A 17821-nucleotide genomic window follows, 5' to 3' on the forward strand; every position below is an offset into this window, starting at 1 on the left:
ACGTCAACCGTCGAGGTCGAGGTGCAGGCCGTCACAGGAGCACCCGGTGCTGGGCCGTGAGGACCGCTTGGCAGGCAGTTGGACTGAGGCGGGCGCCAAACGAGCCGATGGCACCAGCCCGTACGAGGGCGCGAACGGCCTGGGGCAAGCGCCGGCCGGTAGAGGCCAGCACGTCGCGGCAATCGCCAGCGTCGAGCAGCACCACCCGCCGGTCAGCGGCAGCCACCAGCAGGGTGGCGTGGACGACGGGTCCGAGGACGTGCGCCTGCTTGGCGCCTCGCTCGGCTGACTGCGTCGCGTTTTCGGGTGGAAACTGGGTGGAAACCGATCCCGGGAGGGGGCAGGAGCCCCCGTCCCGGGACCGACTTTTCCGTGTCCCATCAACTACTTGGGACAGCGCGGGATACAGGATTCGAACCTGTGGCCTTTGGCTCCGGAGGCCAACGCTCTATCCAGCTGAGCTAATCCCGCAGAAGCTCCGGACGACGACAGCGGCGGACAAGTAACCGACTTCCCCCGCTGACGCAAGCACGCATTCCCACAACACCCCGCCGCCCGACATCACATCCCCGGGCGGCGGGAGGAAGAGGACTACCTCCGCCGCCGCCGGGCGACCAGGAGGGCAAGCCCACCGAGTCCCAGCAGGGAGAGCGACGAGCCCCCGTCCGCCGTCGTGGCGCAGCTCAGGCCACCGCCGCGGGTGCGGACATCGCTGCCCAGGTACACGCGCCAGGAGTGCAGCGCGGGCGTCGTGTCCTGGTTGCCGGCGGGGTCCACCGCCCGGACGCTGAGGTTGTGGGTGCCCTCCTCCAGGTCGGAGAAGATGCCGCCCTCGGGACATGGCCCGAAGGGGCCGTTGTCCATGCTGCACTCGAACGTGGCCTCCGGGTCGCTGGACGACCAGGTGAACGTCACCGACGTCGAGCGGATGCGGCCCTCGGGCTTGTCCCCGATGGCCGTGTCCGGCTTGTCGGTGTCCACCGAGAAGCTCCGCGCCGCCGACCGCTCTCCCACGTTGTTGGCGGCGTCGGTGGCATGGGCGGCAACCGTGTGGAGGCCGTCATCGCCGACCGAGTCGACGACGAAGCTCCACCGCGTGCTCGCATCCACCGTCCGGGTGCCCACCAGCGTCTGGTCCAGGAAGATGCTCACGACGGCGCCGGGCTCGGCCGTGCCCGACACCTCCACCTGCTTCGAGTTCAGGAGCTTGCCCTCCGCCGGGGACACGAGCTGCGGCGGGGCCGGAGGCTCGCCATCCACCGTCCACTCGTGGACCCCGGGCGACAGGTCCTCGTTGCCCGCTCCGTCCCGGGCCCGCACACGCAGCGCATGGGGCGTCGCCGCCAGCGCCGTGTACGTCTTCGCCTCCGTGCAGGGCTGATAGTCCTCGTCGTCGAGCTTGCACTCGTACGTCACGCCCGACTCCGTGGAGCGGAACATGAAGCTGGCGAACCGGTCGCCCGTCAGCAGCGCGGGGCCGCTCACGATGATGGTGTCCGGCCGGTCCGTGTCCACCTCCCACAGGAAGTCCTCCGCGTTCGCCGTCGGGTTGGTCGCCTGGTCCGTGGCACGGGCGGAGAACCGGTGGGTGGCGCTGCCCAGGCCTTCGTACGTCTTGGTGACCTGGGTCCCCTCGCCGCACGGCTCGAAGCTGCCCGTGTCGAGCTTGCACTGGAACTTCACGGGCTCGGACGCGGTCAGGGTGAAGGTCGCCGTCGTCAGGCTCGTCTTCGCAGGGAGCGTCGTGGCCAGGCTGAGCTCCGGGGCCTCGATGTCCACCGTGAAGCCCACCACCGCGCTGCGCGCGCTCTCGTTGGTGGCCGCATCCCGCGCCAGCACCCGGACCGAGTAGGCCTGCGGCACCAGGTCCGCGGGGACGTAGGTCCACTTGCCCCCCGGCCCGTTCGCCACCACGGTGGCGGTCGGCGTGGGCGGCTCGCTCCCGGCGGACGGGTACAGGAAGACGTCCACCGAGACGTTCTGCTCCGCCGTTCCGGAGATGAGGGGGCGGGCGGTGTTCACGAACGGCTCCGCGGGCGTCAGCAGCACCGGCACCGGCGGAGAGCCGAAGTCGACAGTCCAGACGTGGGCGTCCGGCGAGGACTTCTTCCCGGACTCATCCGTGGCCAGGACCACCAGGGTGTGCTCCCGCTGACCGAGGTTCTCGAAGTAGGCCGCGTTGGGCACCGGCGCGGGGGGCTCGCCCTGGAGGTACTCCGGGCACGGCTGGAAGTCGGTCTCCAGGGGCGGCGTCGTCGCCGCATCCAGCGCGCAGAGATACGTCACGTTGGTCCGGTTGGAGGTGAACCGGAACAGCGCGGTCTCCTCGTTGGTGTAGCGCGGCGGCCGCTCGATGATCTGCATGGACACGCCGCCCACGTCCACCGTCCAGATGTGGCTGGCGGGCGTCGGGTCCACGTTGCCGACCGCGTCCACCGCGCGCACCAGCAGGGTGTGCGCGACCTTCTCGATGATGCTGGAGTACGCGCAGGCTTCATCCGCGCCCGAGGGGAGCGGCACGGGCTCCGTGGGCGCCGGGCAGGGCCCGAAGGGCTGGTTGTCGAGGCTGCACTGGAAGGTGATGCCGTCGGTTTCCTCCGAGCCGTACGTGAAGGTCGACGGGAGCGAGCTGCTCAGCACCGGAGGCACCGTCACGAAGGCGGTGTCCGGCGCCTGGATGTCCACCGTCCACGTGAAGATGTCGGGCGTGGCATCCACGTTGCCCAGCGGGTCCCTCGCCTGGACCCGCAGCGTGTGCGAGCCATGCGCCAGCCCGGTGAAGGTGCGGCTGCCCGGGCAGGGGGTGAAGGTGGCGGCGCTGTCCAGCCGGCACTCGAAGCTGCTCCCGGGCTCGTTGGAGGAGAAGGCGAACGAGGCCGTCTGGGCATGGGTCGGCGAGGGCGGGCCCGAGACGATGGTCGTCTCCGGCGCCGTCTGGTCCACGGTCCAGGAATAGCTGGCGGGCGTCGGGTCCACGTTCTTCGCCGCGTCCTTCGCCCGCACCAGCAGGATGTGCGTCGTGTTGCTGGACACGGTGAGGGTGAACGCCGCCGAGCACGGCGTGAAGGGTGTCGCGCCATCCAGGCTGCACTCGTACGTGACGCCCGACTCCGGCGAGGTGACGGTGAAGGGGGCGCTCGTCGTCGCGACCACGTCGCCGGACGCGGCCCCGGGGCCGTCGGTGATGGTCGTGTCCGGCACCGTCACGTCCACCTTGAAGTGGTGTACCGCCGAGGCGGTGCTGGTGTTGAGGGCGCTGTCCCGGGCCGTCGCGGTGACGGTGTGCTCCACCACCTCGGCGAGCGTCGGCGTCGTATAGGCCCACCTGCCGGAGCTGCCCACCGGGATGGCCTCTCCCTCGGGCCGCGGCTGGCCGTCCAGGGTGATGCGCACCGTGGTGCCCGCCGTGGCCGTTCCCGTGATGACGGGCGTCAGGGTGGCCAGGACGTCATTGTCCACGGGCAGGTCGATGCCGGGCGCCGAGGGAGCCAGGGTGTCCACCGTCCAGGTGAAGCTGGCGGGGCTCGGGTCCACGTTGCCCGCCGCATCCTTCGCGCGGACCAGCAGCGTGTAGTCAGCGTTGGCGGCGACCGTGAAGGTCTCCGAGGCCTGGCACGTCGTGAAGCCGGACGCGGTGCTGAGCCTGCACTCGAATGTGACGGGCGAGTCCGGAGACGTGAAGGTGAAGGCCGCGGACGTGGACTGGGTGAACGCGGCGGGATGCGTCGCGATGACGGTGTCCGGCGGCGTCTTGTCCACGGTGAAGGAGTGCGTGGCGGAGGACCGGGTGTTGCCGGCCGCGTCCTTCGAGACCACGGAGACGGTGTGCTCGACGTTCACGGCCAGCGACTGCACCGGCACGAAGCTCCACTGCGTATCCGCTCGGGCCACCACCTTGCCGAGCGGGGCACCGTTGACGAAGAGCTCCACCTCCGTGCCCGCCTCGGCGTCTCCGCGGTAGGTGGGAGCCTCCGTCGGAATGAAGGAGTCGTCCCCCGGATAGGTGATGTGCGGGATGGCCGGGTCCGTGTCGTCCACGATGAACTCCACCTGGTCGGACACCGGACTGTCATTGCCCGCGCCGTCGCGCGCCACCACCCGGACGCGGTGCTGGATGTCCTCCGCGAGCGCGGTGCCCGGCGTGAAGTGCCAGCGGCCACCGGCATCCGTGGTGACCGGCGTCTGGGGTATGTCGTTGAGATACACCGTCACGGAGCTGGCCACCTCGGCTCCACCCTCGATGAGGGGCGTGGAGTCCTGCGTGTAGCCATTCGTGCCCACGGCATCCACCGTGGGACGGGCCGGCGCCAGGGAGTCCACGGTGAAGTTGAGCCCCCCGGCACGGGCGCTGATGTTGCCGGCGGCGTCCTCGCTCTCCAGGTCAAGCGTGTGCGGGCCCTCGGCAATCGCCGCGGCGGCCACGTAGAACCAGTTGCCACTGGCGTCCGCGATGACGGAAACGGCCGGGCTCGAATCGAGGTAGAGCCGGACGGTGCTCCCAGCGGAGGCCGCGGAGGTCGTGCCCGCGAAGCGCGGAGGGTTGGAACGGGACGTCCCCCCGTTGCCGAAGCTGGTGAGGGCGGGAACCGCGGGCACTCCCGTATCCAGGATGAAGGACCGCCCCGCGCTGAGGCTGCTCGCGTTGCCCGCCTCGTCCTTGGCCCGCACCTGCAGCCAGTGCGGGATGTTCTGGACGATTTCGGAGCTCGTGCTGGCCGGGAAGCTCCAGTCACCGTTGGTCCCCGCGGTGACACTTGCCACCGAGGCACCATCGATGAAGATCTCGATGATGTCCCCTTGCGCCTCGGCCGTTCCGCTGAAGACGTTGGTCCCGGCCCGGCTGTTGACGTAGGCCCCGTTGGTGGGCGCGGTGATGCCCGGCACCGCCGGTGCCTCGGAGTCCACCGTCCACCTGCGCTCGGCGGAGCTCCCCTCGTTGTCCGTCAGGTCCTTCGCCACCACCTCGAAGGTGTGCGGCCCCTGCCCCAGGCCCGTGTAGGTCACCGACGTGTCCCCCATGCAGTCCTGGGTCGTGCCGTCCAGGACGCACTCGACGCTCTGGAGCGTGTTGGCCTCCGTCACCGTGAAGGTGAACGTCGCGGTGGTGGCCGTCACCGTGGTGTCCTGGGCCGGGCCCGAGCCGGCGGCCACGGTGACGACGGGGTTGACGGTGTCCACGTGGAAGGTCTGGACCGTGCTGGGGGCGCTCCAGGACCCCATGAAGGTACCCGCTGCCGTCACCTCGTAGTCGTCACCCGGCGGGCTGTCCGCCAGGCTCGGCGGGTCGAAGGTGAAGGTGCCATTGGCGAGGGCCGTCACCCGACCGCGCTCCACGCCGTCGATATAGATGACCACGTCCGTGTTGGCCGTGGCGGTTCCGGAGATGAAGGCTCCCTCGCCGCGGGTGTTCGCGGGGACGACGACCGTCGGCATCGCCAGCTGCGTGAAGCCCGTGTTGAAGGTCGTCGCCACACCGACGTGGCTGGAGAGCGCCCCCGAGGCAGGCGTGGCGCCGTGGTGGGAGGTCGCCGACTGGGCATCGTGTCCCGCGAGCCCACCTGAAACCGCCACTGCCCCGAGCGAGCACGTTGGCGAGCCGCCCTGCTGGGACTGGAGGAGGATGCGTCCACCGCCGCCGCCGCCGCCCGGTCCGACGTTGTTGACCTCGATGACACTGCCCTCACCACCCTTCGCCTCGATGGCCGTGCCGCCGCACGCGGCGCTGCCCGCGAAGCGCAGCCAGATGGAGCCGCCCGCCCCACCGCCCGCCCCACCTTCCGAGGCGCTGCTCGCGCCACTGGCGCCATTGGCCTTGATGGTGCCGTTTCCCTCCAGCTGGTTGGCCCGGATGAAGATGAGGCCTCCGCCAGCCGCGCCATTCGGTCCCGCCGCATTGCCGGCACCGTGGCCGCTGCCACCGCCGCCGCCAAAGGTCAGCCCACTGAAGTAGGGCTGGGTGGCGGAAATGAGGTTCGAGTCGACGAACTTCACGCCGCCCATTCCGCCCACGGCTGCATTGCCACCCGTACCGCCATTGGTGGAGTTGCCGCCGACGCCGCCCGGACCGCCGTTGCCACCACCACCGCCACCCGCCTTCGAGCAGACACCGCCGCCCGCTCCGTTGACGATGTTGCCGCGCCCCAGGTGGTTGGCATTGAAGCGCGCCGGGTCGACACCCTCTCCCTTGCGGGCCGCGGTGCCGGCAGTGGAGACATCCGTGTTGTTGGTCGTGCAGTCGGTGGTGGTGTTGGTCTGCTGGACGAAGGGGCCACCGCGGAACCCCTGGCCACTCACGTCGATGGTGCCGTTGTTGGTGACGGTCCCCGTCGCCACGAAGGCCACCACGCCGCCCTTCGTCCCGTCCCAGGGCAGGGCCTTGATGCCCCGTCCGGTGTCGATCTGGACGTTCTTGTACTCGGGGACGCGGATGACCTGCGTCACCAGCGGGTCGAACGTCTGGACCAGGGGCGCGGTCAGGGTCAGCGTGTCGGGGTCCGTGTTGGCGCCGTCCGCCACGCTGTCCACCCGGGCCAGCTCCCAGCGCCCCACCTGCGTGCTGGCGCTGAAGGTGAAGTTCGTCTGTGAGCCCACCACGGCCGACGTCGCGCCGCCCACCTGGAGCAGCAGAACCAGGTCGCCGCTGGCGAAGCCCGCCCGCGAGTCCACGTCCACGAGGATTTTCGGGCCGCCGGGCTGCTCCGCGCGAATCGCCATGACCTGGGCATAGTCGTTGATGACGGCGTCGCTGCCGCTGGGGGTCCCGTCCGGCACCACGTACGTCGGGTTGCCCGCGCCGACGGGAAGCTTCCCCTCGCCCAGGAAGAATGTGTCCGGCTCGGCCACGGCGGCCGTGGCCAGCAGCGCACCGCCGAGGAGCAGCGCCTTCGCAATCGAGGCTCTCATAATCCGTCCTGACCGGGACCCCGGCTACTGCCGGGGGCTCCCAGCCTTCTCCTGCTGCGGGTCCACGACGATGAACTCCACGCGGCGGTTGTTCTCACGGCCGATGGAGGTCGCATTGGTGTCGATGGGGCGCTCCTGCCCGTAGCCCTGCGCCTGCAGCCGCTCGGCGGGCACGCCCTTCGTGATGAGGTACTGGCGCACCGCTTCCGCGCGCGCCTGCGACAGCCGGCGGTTGTCGGCCGGGAAGCCGCGGTCATCCGTGTGGGCGCCCACCACGACGAGCGGAACCTCCACCGGGTGCTCCTTGATGACGCGCGCCACCCAGTCCAGCGGCGGGTAGGAGCTGGCCAGCACGCGGGCCTGCGAAGGCTCGAAGAAGATCTTGCCCACCGTCACCAGCCGGCCGGGGCGCATCTCCACCAGCGGCTGCACGTGGCCGGGGCAGCCCAGGTTCTTCGGGTCACCCGGCTCGTTCGCGCAGCTGTCCACGCGGTTGGGGGTGCCGTCCTTGTCCGAGTCCGACTCCGGGCAGCCATTGCGCTCGAGCGGACCGGCCTCGTTCGGGCACTCGTCCTTGTCGTTGTCCAGGCCGTCCTTGTCCGTGTCGCGCACCGGGCAGCCGCGGTTGTCCGCGGGCCCCGGGTCATTGGGGCAGCTGTCCGTCTCGTCCGGCGTCTCGTCCTTGTCCGCGTCACGCAGCGGGCAGCCCTGGTTCGCGGCCAGGCCCGGCTCGAACGGACACGCGTCCAGCATGTCCTCCAGGCCGTCGGCGTCGGTGTCCTGGGCCGAGCAGCCCTTGCGCGCCACGTCGCCCGGCACCATCGGGCACCGGTCCTCGATGTTGCGCACGCCGTCGTGGTCCTCGTCCATCTCCGGGCACTCTTCCAGCGTGTGCGGCAGCCCCGGCTCGCAGTTGACCGAGGACTCGCCCGGCCCGCGCCGCGGCGTCGCGTCTCCGTAGGCCCCGCCCACCATCATCCGGAACAGCGGCGTGCCCGGCGCCGAGCCCACGCCCACGCCCGCCATCGCGAACATCTCCAGGGACGGATTCACGAGGTAGCGCATGCCCGGCAGCAGCTCCGCCGCGCCCGGCTGGGCCGTCAGCGGCACCATGCCCCGCACGTTCATCTCCCAGCGCAGCCGCCGGCCCGTGGTGGCGATGGCCGCCCCCACCCGCAGCTCGTTGCCAATCTGGTCCTGCGCGACGGCGGCCGTGTCGGTGATGCGCTGGCGCAGCCGGCGCATGAAGCCCACCTCCAGGCCCGCGCGGATGAAGCCGAAGTGACGGCCCACCATCAGCTTGGGCGCCAGCCGCAGCATCCCGTTGTCGCGCGCCAGCGTCCCCGCGCTGCCCACCGGCAGCCCCGCCCCCAGCTCCATCGCCACGTCGAAGCCGCCCTTGTCGTCCTGGGTCATCAGCCCCAGCCGCGCCGCCAGCGTGGGCGTGCCCAGGCCGAACGCCGAGGGCGACGCGTAGCCCGTGTCCCCCAGGTCTCCCGTCGTCTGGAACACCATGGGCGCCTGCAGCATCACCTGCAGCCAGTCCATGGGCGCGTAGGCCACCGCCGCGTGCATGGTGGCCCGGCCACCGACGATGGTGAAGGCCTCGCCATCCAGGTCCAGCAGCAGCGGGCTGTGCGCGTAGGCCGCCACCAGCGAGACGCGGTAGTCGCCCGCCGGCAGCAGCTCGCCCATGCCCACCACCAGCGAGCCCTCCGCGCCGGGATTCAGCTCCAGCCGCTCCAGCTCGAAGTTGGGAAGGACCGTCTGCGACACGGCCGCCGTGGACGTCAGCGCCAGTGCCAGCGCGAGTCCGCGGTGCAGGAGCTTTCTTCTTCTCATGGTTCTCCCGGGTGGAAGCCGTCTGGGTATCCCGGAGCTACCCACGGTTTCAAGCCGGCCCCCCTTTTCCACTCTACACCGAAACCCGCCCCAGGCCGGATGGCCCCCCTTCGAAATCGCCTGCTAGCTCTTCCGCCCGAATGAAAATTTCGTGTCAGGGATCTTTGCTACGCCAATTCATGGCATGCTGTTGCACCACTCACGGGCCGCGCGTTCCTCGCGAGGCCTTGCGCCGGGGGACTGAAGATGATCGCGAACGCCGCCTTGCTCGCCAATCAGGCCGAGTTCGAGTTCCAGGCAGGTGCCTTCACCTCGGGTGAGCTGGCGGTGCTCGGCTTCGAGGCCGAGGAGACGCTGTCGCAGCCCTACGCGGTGGAGGTCGCCCTGGCGGCGAAGCCCGACGTGGAGGTGGAGGAGAAGTCCCTGCTCGGCAAGGACGCGCGCCTCACCATCATGCTGGGTGACGGCACCGCGCGCTTCTTCCACGGCATCGTGTCGCGCATGTCCCGCTGGGACGAGGGCAGCGGCCCCGAGCGCCGCCGCTACCGCGCCACCGTGGTGCCCCGCCTCTGGACGCTCCGCCACCGCCGCAAGAGCCGCATCTTCCAGGAGCTGACCGTCCCGCAAATCGTCCACAAGGTCCTGGACGAGGCGAAGGTGGAGCACCGGCTCGCCCTCAACGGCAGCTACCCCAAGCGCGACTACTGCGTGCAGTACCGCGAGTCGGACCTGGACTTCGTGTCCCGCCTCCTCGAGGAGGAGGGCATCTTCTACTTCTTCGAGCACGGCGAAGAGGCCCACATGATGGTGCTGGGTGACGGCGACTCCGCCAACCCCGCCATGCAGGGCGACGCGACGCTCGTCTACCGCGAGCGCAGCCACATGGTGGCCAGCGCGGAGTACGTGCACGAGCTGGTGGCGCGCACCGAGGTGCAGCCGGGCGCCGTGGCGCTGCGCGACTACAACTTCCTGCGCCCCGCCCAGGACCTCAGCGCCGCCTCGGAGGCCGAGGGCGGCGAGACGGCGCTCGAAATCTACGACTACCCCGGCCGCTACGAGGAGCCGGGCTCCGGCAAGAGCCTGGCGAAGGTACGCCTGGAGGAGCTGCGCGCGCGGGCGGAGACGGTGACGGGCGCCAGCTACAGCCGCCGCATCTGCGTGGGCCACTCCTTCGAGCTGGCCGAGCACCCCGACGGGGCCCTCAACCGCAAGTACCTGCCGGTGTCGGTGCGGCACGTGGGCCACCAGACCGAGGCGCTCAGCATCGAGCAGGGCTCGCTCAAGAGCCGCGAGGGCTACCGCAACGAGTTCCTCTGCCAGCCGGCCGAGGTGCCCTTCCGCCCGGCCCGCGTCACGCCCCGCCCGGTGATTCCCGGCGCGCAGACGGCCATGGTGGTGGGCCCCGCGGGCGAGGAGATCCACACCGACGAGCACGGCCGCATCAAGGTCCAGTTCCACTGGGACCGCGAGGGCAAGCAGAACGACAAGAGCTCCTGCTGGATTCGCGTCAGCCAGGCCTGGGCCGGCCCGGGCTGGGGCGCGCTGTACCTGCCGCGCATCGGCCATGAAGTCGTCGTGGAGTTCCTCGAGGGCGACCCGGACCGGCCCATCGTCACCGGCAGCGTCTACAACGGGCAGAACCCCACGCCCATCGACCTGCCCGGCAGCAAGACGCAGAGCACCCTGCGCTCCAGCTCCAGCCCCGGCGGGGACGGCTCCAACGAGCTGCGCTTCGAGGACGCCGCCGGCTCCGAGCTCGTCTATCTGCACGCGCAGAAGGACTTCAACATCATCGTCGAGAACGACAAGACGCAGGAGGTCCGCGGCAACGAGACGCTCCTCGTGAAGAAGGACCGCACGCGCACCATCGAGGGAAACCAGTCCCTCGAGGTGAAGAAGAACGACGACAGCACCATCACCGGCAACCAGACGCTCGCCGTCACCGGCAACCGCTCCACCACCGTGGCCGGCAACCACACCGAATCCGTGGCCGGGGACCAGTCCATCAGCGTCAGCGGCAACCAGTCCCTCACCGTGGCCCTGGCCTCCGCGGAGACGGTGGGCCTGGGGAAGATGCTCAATGTCGGCGGCGCGCTCGCCGTCACCGTGGGCGCGGCCTTCAACGAGCTGGTGGGCGGACTCAAGTCGGAGCAGGTCGGCGGCGCCAAGGTGGAGGTGGTGGGCGCCAAGAAGTCCGAAACGGTGAAGGGCTCGCGCACCATGCAGGTGGGCGGAGACCTCTCCGAAGAGGTCGGCAAGTCCCGCACCCTCAAGGTGGAGAAGGACCTGCTGCTCAGCGTGGGCGGCAAGGTGAACCACACCGCCAAGGACGCCTACACCCTGTCCGCCAAGGAAATCTCCCTGGTGGCCCAGGAGCAGTTCACCCTCAAGGTCGGCTCCGCCACCCTTCAGGTGAAGAAGAACGGCGACGTCGTCATCAAGGGCGCCAAGATCGAGGTCACCGCCAGCGGTGACGTCATCATCAAAGGCTCGAAGATCTCGGAAAACTAGAAGCAACCGGGCAGGCGCCAGGGGTGGCGGCTTGAAACCACTCCGTCCTGTCTGGCAGTTTACGCTTTGCACGTAACCGCTCGGCGTTACGGGCGCTCTTTCCAAGGAAACTGGATGTTGGCGCAAAGACACACTGGCGCCGGTACGGGGGGGATGGCCGTCCGGTGTCTTCGGTGGGGTGTGGTCACCGCGCTCGCGCTCGTTCTGGGCGGGAGTGTGGGCTGCGCGAAGCGCATTCCCCAGGCGTGTGAGACGCCTCCTCCCTTCCAGGTCGTCGTCGACGCGGCGGAGCAGCTCAATCCGGACGCGCGCGGTCGCTCCCTGCCCACGGTGGTGCAGATCGTCCAGCTCAAGGACAGCGTCCGGCTGGAGCGCGCGGGCTTCAAGGATTTGTGGGGCAAGCCCGAGGAGCTCCTGAAGGAAGACCTCTTGCAGGTGGCGGAGGTGGTGGTGCCGCCGGGCCGCAAGGTGACGCGCTGGGTGCAGCGAGATCCCAAGGCGCGCTTCGTGCTGGCCATGGGCCACTTCCGCCAGCCGCTGGGCTCCTCCTGGCGCACCGTCGCGGTGCTGCCGGTGGTGAAGGAGTCCCAGTGCGTGGAGCGCCCCGCCGGTGACCAGGGCGAGCCGAAGCCGGAGGACGAGGTGTTCCGCTACCGGCTGCAGGGCTACCAGATTGATTTGTTGCTCCGGCCCGTCACGCAGGCTCCGGAGGTCCAACCCCAAGCGGGCGACAGTGCGTCGCCGCGGAGAGGTGTATGAAGTCCGTGCAGCGAGTCGTCTGGTCGGAGGGCATGTTCATGAGCCCCCACCACCTCCAGCAGCAGGACCTCTACCACGAGCAGCTCCTGGACCTGCGCCTGGCGGCCCTGGAGCCGTACCCGTGGGGCGTGGTGTCCCTGGAGGTGGACATGGAGGCGCTGCGCGCGGGCACCATCCAGCTGTCGCGCTTCATGGGCGTGCTCCCGGACGGGCTGCCGGTGGCCTTCGAGGCCGGTGACGCCGAGGCCCCGCCCGCGCGCCCCGCGGAGGGCTACTTCCCTCCGGCCCAGCGCACCCTGGACGTCTACCTCGGCGTGCCGCGCGAGCGCAGTGGCGTGGAGAGCTTCGGCAGCGGGGAGCGGCTGGGCGGCAGCCCGCGCTACACGCCCTCGGCGCGCCCCATCAGCGACTTGACGGCGTCCACGTCCATCTCCCAGGTGGCCTTCGGCCAGCGCAACGTGCGGCTGCTGTTCGGCACCGAGCCGCGCGACGACTTCGACTCCATCAAGCTGTGCGAGCTGTCGCGCGACAGGTCGGGGAACCTGACGCTCGTCGACACGTACATCCCTCCCTGCCTGCGCATCGACGCGTCGTCGTTCATCATGAACGAGCTGCGCACGCTGTTGCGGCTGATGGTGTCCAAGCAGCGCCAGCTGTCCTCGCGCCGGCGGCACCGCGACGCGTCCACGCTGGAGTTCACCGCGGGCGACGTGACGCTCTTCCTGGAGCTCAACGCGCTCAACGGCATCATCCCCTACCTCCAGCACGCGCTGGACGCGGGCAACCTGCCGCCGCGCGACGTGTACCTCACGCTCATCCAGACGGCGGGACAGCTGTGCACGTTCTCCGCGAGCGCGGACCCGTCCACCCTGCCCTCCTTCCAGTTCACCAACCTGCGGGCCACCTTCGAGGAGCTCTTCCGCCGCATCGCGGACCTGATGCGCTCGGTGGCGCTGGAGCAGTGCCTCACGGTGGACCTGTCGGTGGGCACCGACGGCATGTTCCGCGGGCGGCTGGAGGACGAGCGGCTGGAGCGCTGCGGCCAGTTCCTCCTCGCCGTGCGCAGCGAGCTGCCGGAGAAGACGGTGGCGGAGCAGCTGCCCAAGCTGTCCAAGGTCGCCGCCTGGGACGACATCCGCGCCCTGCTGCAGGCCGCCGCGCCCGGCGTGCCGCTGGTGGTGACGTACCGCCCGCCGCCGGAAGTGCCGGTGCAGCCGGGCACCGTCTACTTCAGCCTCAGCATGAATGACGGCTACTGGAAGAACGTGATGCGAGACCGGAACCTCGCGCTCTATCTGCCGCAGCCCTTCGACGCGAGCCGCACCAGCGTCGAACTGCTCGCGGTCCCCACCGCCAATCGCTGACGCCCCGCCCTGCCCATGGACCGAGTCACTGAAGCCACGAAGGACTGTTTCGATGCCGCCATTCAATTGCGCGGCTCGGATGCAGCGGCCGTCCCCCCGCCGGAGACCCTGCACCACCGCCTGCGCGGGGTGGTGGACGAGCTGCTGAGGCGCGCCGCGGTGCTGGGCTTCAGCCATCAGGACGCCCAGGACATGGCGTACGCGATGGTGGCGCTCATCGACGAGGTGGTGCTCGGCCGGCCGGAGGAGTACCGCCAGTTCTGGAGCTCCAACCCGCTGCAGCTCCACTACTTCAATGAAAACGTCGCCGGTGACGGCTTCTTCGCCCGGCTCAACACCGTGCGCAAGGACCCGCACCGCGCGGAAGTCCTGCAGGTCTACTACCTGTGCATGCTCTTCGGCTTCCAGGGCCGCTACCGCATCCGCGGCGGCGAGCTGGAGCTGATGACGCTCATCGACACCGTGCAGAAGGACCTGGAGCGCGCGCGCCCCTTCGACTTCGACGTGCTGTCGCCCCACGGCGAGCGCCCCACGGAGTCACTGCTCTCCAAGAGGAAGAAGGCCTCCATGCTGGGCATCTCCGCCGGCGCGCTGGCGGTGGCGGTGCTCTTCTACGGGGTGCTGCAGTTCTTCATCAATGACACGGTGGGCGAGCTGAAGAGCCGCATCGAGGTCCACGCAGCCAAGAACACGGCCAGCACGGGCGGCAACGCCGCGACCACGGCCTCCACGGAGGGCGCGCCATGATGGCGTACCTGCTGCCACTGTTGGGCATTGGCGCGCCCACCTTCGCGCTACTGAGCTTCATGGGCTTCTCGCCGAAGGAGGCGGCCATCATCGCCGCGCTGGCGGGCCTCTTCGCCATGGGCGTGGTGTGGCTGGTGAAGCGCATCCGCGCGCGCCGCGCGGCGAAGAAGCTGGAGGGCGCGCTCGCGACGCAGGCCGAGGAACAGACGGCCACGGTGCGGCCGGACCTGCAGCCTGAAATCAAGGCCATGCAGGCCGAGTTCACCAAGGCGGTGGAGGCGCTGAAGACCTCCAAGCTGGCGCGCGGCGGCAAGGACGCCCTCGCCGTGCTGCCCTGGTACCTCATCGTCGGTCCCCCGGGCGCGGGCAAGAGCACGGCGCTGCGCAACTCGGGCCTCAAGTTCCCCTACCTCTCCGCGCGCGGCGGCGTGCGCGGCGTGGGCGGCACGCGCAACTGCGACTGGTGGCTCACCAACGAGGCCGTCATCCTCGACACGGCAGGCCGCTACACCAGCGCGGAGGAGGACCGGCCGGAGTGGCTGGCCTTCATCGACACGGTGGCGAAGCACCGCCCCAGCCGTCCCATCAACGGCCTCATCGTGGCCATCAGCGTCAGCGAGTTGATGAACGCGGACCCGCAGGCCGTGGGCGAGATGGGGCAGACCATCCGCGAGCGCCTGGATGAAATCACCACCCGGCTGAAGATGCTGGTGCCGGTGTACGTGATGATCACCAAGTGCGACCTGCTGCCCGGGTTCGTGGAGATGTTCTCGGACCTGTCGCGCGTGGAGCGCGGGCAGATCTGGGGCTTCACGGTGCCGGTGGAGCAGCAGCGCGAGGCGAGCACGGACCTGTTCCGCGAGCGCTTCGACGAGATGCTCTCCGTGCTGGAGCAGCGCTCCTTGCGCCGGCTGGGCCAGGAGCGCCGGCTGGAGACGCGCGAGAACATCTACGGCTTCCCGCAGAAGTTCGACGCGCTCCGCAAGAACCTCGCCGAGTTCCTCCAGCCGCTCTTCCTGGAGAACGTGTTCCAGGACACGCCCGTCTTCCGCGGCCTGTACTTCAACAGCGGCACGCAGGACGTGCGCGCGGTGGACAAGGTCTCCGCTTCCGCCGCGGAGCTGTTCGGCAGCACCAACGGCCGGGCGCAGACGGACGGCGCCACGGAGGGCCGCAGCTACTTCCTCTGGGACGTCTTCACCAAGGTGATGTTCCAGGACCAGCAGATGGCGGTGCGCAGCTCGCTGGAGGAAGCGAGGGTGCGCCGGCAGCGGCTGGTGCTGGCGAGCGCCGCCCTGGCGGCCACCGCGCTGATGCTGTCGCTGCCCACCGTGTCCTTCTTCCAGAACCGCGCCATGGCGCAGGCGGTGACGAAGGCCATCACCGACGTGAGCCTGGACCCGCGCGACGACATCCGCCGCGTGGAGGACCTGATTCCCCTGCGCAACCGGCTGCAGGAGCTGACCGAGTACGACGAGAAGGGCGCGCCCCTGTGGATGCGCTTCGGCCTCTACCAGGGCGACAAGATGCTGCCGCAGGCGCGGCAGTTCTATAACGCCGCCCTGCGCCGGGTGCTCCTGGGCAAGCAGTTCGAGCTCACCCAGCAGCGGCTGGACGCCTTCGGGAAGAACCCGGACCTGCTCACGGTGCGCAACGACTCCGACTACAGCAAGCACTTCGACGCGTACCGGCAGTACTTCGACGACCTGAAGCTGTACCTGCTGGTGACGACGCCCCGGGACCCGAACGAGCCGGCGCTGGACGAGACGCAGCAGAAGTGGCTGGTGCAGCAGATCATCAGCCACTGGAAGCGCGTACGCGGTGACTCGGTGGACGAGCGCGCGGTGGAGAACCACGCGTCCACGTACCTGCGCATGCTCGCCAACGAGCAGATGCTCCCGGAGGAGCAGAAGCCGGCGCGGGCCGAGCGCATCGCCTTCCCGCGCGAGAAGGGCGTCATCACCTCGGCGCGGCGCTCGCTCAACAACGTGCCCCTGGTGCGCCTGGAGCTGGCGCAGCTGGTGGCCAACGTCAGCAACGAGTTCCCGGACCAGTCGCTGGAGCAGCTGGTGGGCTCGGTGCCGGAGATGAGCGCCACCAACCGGGTGCGCGGCGCCTTCACGCGCACCGCGTACGACCAGGTCATCCGCGAGCGGCTGGAGCGGGCCTTCCAGGACCAGCAGTCCTGGGTGCTGGACCGCGACGAGAAGGTGGACGCGGTGGAGTCCCGCCGCGAGCTGCGCACGCGCTACTTCGAGACCTACCAGCAGGAGTGGAAGGACTTCCTCAGCTCCATCCGGGTGCAGGCGCCGCAGAACCTCACGCAGATGGAGAGCCTGCTCACCAACCTGACGCGCGGCAAGCCCAAGCCCTACGGCCGGCTCTTCCGTGCGCTCGCCTACAACGTGCAGCTGGACAAGCGCGACAAGACAGTGGCCGCGGCGACGGGCGGCAGGCTCCAGGCCGTCAAGGAGTTCTTCGGCTCCAAGCCGGAGCAGGAGGCGGCGCAGAAGCGGGAGCTGCTCACCGCGGACTCGCCTTCCGGCGCCGAGGAGATCACCGCGAGGGATTTGGAGCGTGAGTTCGCCTCGCTCATCCGCTTCACCACGGAGACCTCCAAGACGGAGGACGGCGAGGAGTCGCTGACGGCGCTGGACTCGTACGAGGACCAGCTGGCCACGGTGCAGACGACGCTGCTGGCGGTGAAGGACAAGCCGGCCGAGTCGGGCGTGCTCCTGGACAAGATTGAATCCACCCGCACCAACGTGGAGATGCTGGTACGCAAGCAGTCGGACAACGTCGCCATCTTCGAGCGGCTCCTGCTGCCGCCCTTCCAGGAGATGCGCTCGGTGGTGTTCGAGGGCACGGCCGAGGCCAAGAGCAACCTGTTCTGCGAGCAGGTGGTGTCCACGTACCAGCAGGCCTTCAAGGGCCTCTACCCGTTCGACCGGGCGTCGCAGAAGGACGCGCCGCTGCCGGAGGTGGCCGAGTTCCTCCGTCCCGAGGGCGGCCTGGTGCGCAAGTTCGTCAAGGAGCAGCTCCTGGAGGACGTGGTGGCCACGGGCCGCAAGTGGGAGTTCACCTCGTCCGGTGGCGCCATGTTCCGGCCGGAGCTGCTCACCTTCCTGGAGAAGACGGGCGCGCTCGCCACCACGCTCTTCCCGGGTGGCGACACGGTGGACCCGCTGGTGCGCTTCCAGGTCCGCCTGCGGCCGGGCGTCTCCGCGGACGGCCTGGCGTCGCAGATCTCCTCCATCACCTTCACCCTGGACGGCACCGACGAGACGTACCGCAACGGCCCCGACACGGTGTGGAAGCCGATGATCTGGCCCGGCCAGGCCGGCAAGCTCGGCGCGCGCATCCTCGTGCAGAGCGCGGACGGCGCCACCGAGACGGCGCTGGAGGCGGAGGGCGAGTGGGGCCTGTTCCGCCTGCTGGAGCGCGTCAAGCGCATCGAGCCCAGCGCGGACGGCCGCTACTTCACGGCCACGTGGGAAATCGAGGAGATGAACGGGGCGATGGTCTCCATCGACTTCCGGCCCGAGCGCACCGCCAACCCGTTCTACGGGCTGGGCGGCAACACCTCGAAGCTGCTGGCCATCTTCCGCGAGCCGGGCCTGCAGCCGCCGGCGGGCATTGCCCGGAAGGGGCGCGGGTGCAATCCCCAACCCGTCGCCTCGGGCGGAGTCCCCTGA

General features: G+C 69.8%; 8 protein-coding genes and 1 tRNA gene. 6 read left to right on the forward strand and 3 right to left on the reverse strand.

Translation table 11 applies throughout. The features are described 5' to 3' along the window. Positions 1-46: 46 nt before the first annotated feature. Positions 47-289, forward strand: coding sequence for a hypothetical protein (locus ACX9TP_RS31545; RefSeq protein WP_482974346.1), 243 nt, complete (start codon positions 47-49; stop codon positions 287-289). 108 nt (positions 290-397) lie between these two features. Here the strand turns inward: ACX9TP_RS31545 and ACX9TP_RS31550 are convergent. From ACX9TP_RS31550 to ACX9TP_RS31560, 3 genes are all read right to left on the reverse strand, one after another. Continuing rightward, a tRNA-Arg gene (locus ACX9TP_RS31550) sits at positions 398-471 on the reverse strand. Between the two features lie 120 nt (positions 472-591). Continuing rightward, positions 592-6903: an adventurous gliding motility protein AgmC gene (gene agmC, locus ACX9TP_RS31555; protein ID WP_482974347.1), complete on the reverse strand. Its 6312-nt coding sequence runs from the start codon at positions 6901-6903 to the stop codon at positions 592-594. A 24-nt stretch (positions 6904-6927) separates the two neighbouring features. Further along, the gene (locus ACX9TP_RS31560; protein WP_482974348.1) at positions 6928-8745 is read right to left on the reverse strand and encodes an OmpA family protein; all 1818 of its coding nucleotides are present in this window, start codon (positions 8743-8745) and stop codon (positions 6928-6930) included. A 246-nt stretch (positions 8746-8991) separates the two neighbouring features. On the opposite strand from ACX9TP_RS31560, the gene ACX9TP_RS31565 reads away from it, so the two are divergent. The 5 genes from ACX9TP_RS31565 to tssM all read left to right on the forward strand — a co-directional run bounded on the left by ACX9TP_RS31565 (position 8992) and on the right by tssM (position 17821). Then, complete coding sequence (locus ACX9TP_RS31565; RefSeq protein WP_482974349.1) at positions 8992-11256, forward strand: type VI secretion system Vgr family protein; 2265 nt, start codon at positions 8992-8994, stop codon at positions 11254-11256. Between the two features lie 180 nt (positions 11257-11436). Then, positions 11437-12015 carry a type VI secretion system lipoprotein TssJ gene (gene tssJ, locus ACX9TP_RS31570; RefSeq protein ID WP_482974350.1) on the forward strand — a complete coding sequence of 193 codons (579 nt, stop codon included), beginning with the start codon at positions 11437-11439 and terminating at the stop codon, positions 12013-12015. Continuing rightward, positions 12012-13379, forward strand: a complete 1368-nt coding sequence (gene tssK / locus ACX9TP_RS31575; protein ID WP_482974351.1) for a type VI secretion system baseplate subunit TssK — start codon at positions 12012-12014, stop codon at positions 13377-13379. Before tssJ ends, tssK begins: the two co-directional genes overlap by 4 nt. A gap of 15 nt (positions 13380-13394) precedes the next feature. After that, positions 13395-14126, forward strand: a complete 732-nt coding sequence (locus ACX9TP_RS31580; protein WP_482974352.1) for a DotU family type IV/VI secretion system protein — start codon at positions 13395-13397, stop codon at positions 14124-14126. Beyond that, on the forward strand, positions 14123-17821 hold the full coding sequence (gene tssM, locus ACX9TP_RS31585) for a type VI secretion system membrane subunit TssM (protein ID WP_482974353.1): 3699 nt from the start codon (positions 14123-14125) through the stop codon (positions 17819-17821). The genes ACX9TP_RS31580 and tssM overlap by 4 nt, the downstream gene beginning before the upstream one ends.

The sequence above is a fragment of the Pyxidicoccus sp. M15 genome (genome assembly GCF_056858435.1).

What these genes read in the sequence shown, in the direction of transcription:
- agmC (WP_482974347.1), bottom strand. Translation starts at nt 6,903, where the DNA reads ATGAGAGCCTCGATTGCGAAGGCGCTGCTCCTCGGCGGTGCGCTGCTG.
- ACX9TP_RS31560 (WP_482974348.1), bottom strand. Translation starts at nt 8,745, where the DNA reads ATGAGAAGAAGAAAGCTCCTGCACCGCGGACTCGCGCTGGCACTGGCG.
- ACX9TP_RS31565 (WP_482974349.1), top strand. Translation starts at nt 8,992, where the DNA reads ATGATCGCGAACGCCGCCTTGCTCGCCAATCAGGCCGAGTTCGAGTTC.
- tssK (WP_482974351.1), top strand. Translation starts at nt 12,012, where the DNA reads ATGAAGTCCGTGCAGCGAGTCGTCTGGTCGGAGGGCATGTTCATGAGC.
- ACX9TP_RS31580 (WP_482974352.1), top strand. Translation starts at nt 13,395, where the DNA reads ATGGACCGAGTCACTGAAGCCACGAAGGACTGTTTCGATGCCGCCATT.
- tssM (WP_482974353.1), top strand. Translation starts at nt 14,123, where the DNA reads ATGATGGCGTACCTGCTGCCACTGTTGGGCATTGGCGCGCCCACCTTC.